Annotated in this window: 3 protein-coding genes; all 3 read left to right on the top strand. The window is 31.3% G+C overall.

The window, feature by feature from the left end:
• Nucleotides 1-293 precede the first annotated feature (293 nt).
• The 3 genes from DFQ11_RS14980 to DFQ11_RS14970 all read left to right on the top strand — a co-directional run bounded on the left by DFQ11_RS14980 (nucleotide 294) and on the right by DFQ11_RS14970 (nucleotide 2095).
• Nucleotides 294-824 (top strand): hypothetical protein, encoded by a 531-nt coding sequence (locus DFQ11_RS14980; protein WP_110476691.1) that lies wholly within the window; start codon nucleotides 294-296, stop codon nucleotides 822-824.
• Between the two features lie 182 nt (nucleotides 825-1006).
• Nucleotides 1007-1519 (top strand): SMI1/KNR4 family protein, encoded by a 513-nt coding sequence (locus DFQ11_RS14975; RefSeq protein WP_110476689.1) that lies wholly within the window; start codon nucleotides 1007-1009, stop codon nucleotides 1517-1519.
• A gap of 153 nt (nucleotides 1520-1672) precedes the next feature.
• Nucleotides 1673-2095, top strand: coding sequence for a GNAT family N-acetyltransferase (locus DFQ11_RS14970; protein ID WP_110476687.1), 423 nt, complete (start codon nucleotides 1673-1675; stop codon nucleotides 2093-2095).
• Nucleotides 2096-2201: the final 106 nt, after the last annotated feature.

The raw sequence follows: 2201 nt of genomic DNA, 5'->3' as shown, positions 1-2201 counted from the left end.
CGTATATAATAACCTTATTCCTCTCCTTTGTTCTTTCTTATTTATAGGTCTTAATTTAGTGTTTTTATTAAAATGCTAACTTAAGACGTATATAAAAAATAGCGGTTTAATCGCTTAAACAAAACAAAATGAACAAATTAAAGGTCAGTTATAATCCGAAAAATTAGTGCATAAAAATCCGCTACTTTTCATATACAAGACCGTTGGCAACAAGGCACTCACTCAAATCTGAAATCTATACTAATAAAAGACAAATAATTGAGAGTCCATTAATTATTATTTTAAACATATCTATGAAAACAATAAAATTATTTTTCTTAATAAGTTTTATTTACACATCAGCTAATGCACAAATTACTGAAGGTAATTGGCTTGTTGGTGGTAGCGGAAACTATTCTAGCCAAACTTTCAAATTTGATAATGGAGAAAAAGAAAAACGAGATGTAATTACCATAAAACCTAATATTGGATATTTTATAAAAGATAAGTTTGCCATAGGTGCTTCTTTGCGTTATGAAAAAATAAACAGATTTGATATATATGGAGGTGGATTATTTTCTAAATATTATTTTTTAGAAGTTGATAAGACTTTTAATTTATTCGCCCAAATTCATTATGATTACGTTAATACTGTTTCGCCTTTAGAGAGAGGAGATACAAGTATTTCATCTAGCTATTATGGAGTTAGAGTCGGGCAAGTAATATTTTTTAATAGTGTTGTAGGGCTAGAGTTTGCCATCGAATATGAAAGAGGAAATTTGGGGTCTGGTAATGTTGATAATATAAAAGCTGTTTTAGGCTTTCAAATTCATTTAGAAAAATAAATCTATTAGAATAAAATTTAATAAAATAAAGCCCAATTGCCAACACCGTATATAATTTATTGCTTGGTTCTCGCCTACTTACGAAAATCCTCGCGGATTTTCTATTCAGTTTGTATTTGCTAAATTAGGTACTTAAACACGCAACAAACCATATACGCAAACCGTTGTGGTTAATTTGAAAAATGAAAAGTCTACTAAAACAAATATCAGAGAAAGCGATTGAGTTAGCTGATTTTGAGTTTACTCAAGAGCAGACTGAAAATAAATGGTTAGGGAGTAAACCAGCTTCCGAAACTGAAATAAAACTGACCGAAAAAAGACTCGGAATTGAATTCCCAACGGACTTTAAAAAATTCTTGTCTATAACAAACGGATTTTCTGCACCAAATGATATCGAGCCGACTTTTGAGCCAACTGACAAAATTGACTATTTAAAAAACATAGATAGTTTCATAATCGAAGCTTACAGCATTGACGGAATTGAAAATATTGGAAAGGAACTGGAAAAAAGTATCCTTGTTGGCGGAATAAATGAAGAGCAATACTTTTTATTAATCCCATCCGACTTGAATAGAGGAAAATGGAAATATTGGAAGTTTGCAAATTGGCATCCTGGAGAAGAAGAACACGAAAATTTAGAAAGTTATTTTAATGAGGTATTGGAATTTATAAATGGACAACTTGAAACGGAATAAAAAACTAACCACAACAATGTATAACCGCAATTACGGCGGATTCGACTACGTCCGAATCCACTCGGAATTGCTAACGCCAGTTCTTAACTGAAAATTATTAACTTTAATCCCGTAACTGTCGGTTATACGAGACCGTTGGCATTAATTTGAAAAATGAACATAAAAGTAACCGACATAATTGACAGAGAAGCTTATGACAGAGTTGTCGAATTACTTGTGGAATATAACTTGAGTAAAACACAACAACTCAAAAATGAAATTAACAAACCGATTGAAATAATTGCTCGGAATAATAACGGAGAAATAGTAGGCGGACTTTATGGACGCTCAATTTGGGGAACATTGGAGATAAAAACTTTTGTTGTGAAAACTGAAAACCGAAATGACGGAATTGGACGAAAATTGATTTTAGAAGCAGAGAAAGAGGCTAAAACTCGGAATTGTCGCTATATAAGTTTAGACACTTTTTCATTCCAAGCACCTGAATTTTATGAAAAACTCGGTTTTAAAAAAATTGGAACGGAAACTGATTTCCCAAAAGGATTTGAAAAGTATTATTATCGAAAAGAAATATAAAAACTAATGCCAACAAAGTACTGTGGTAAAAAACAAGTAAAAAAGCATTAATTTCTCACCAAAGAACTTCTGTAACTATCCTCATATATTAGTCCAGATTTAGCAA

Source organism: Winogradskyella epiphytica, from assembly GCF_003217215.1.
GTDB lineage: Bacteria > Bacteroidota > Bacteroidia > Flavobacteriales > Flavobacteriaceae > Winogradskyella > Winogradskyella epiphytica.
Note: the sequence above shows the minus strand (reverse complement) of the source record. Positions and strands in the feature narration are given on the sequence as shown.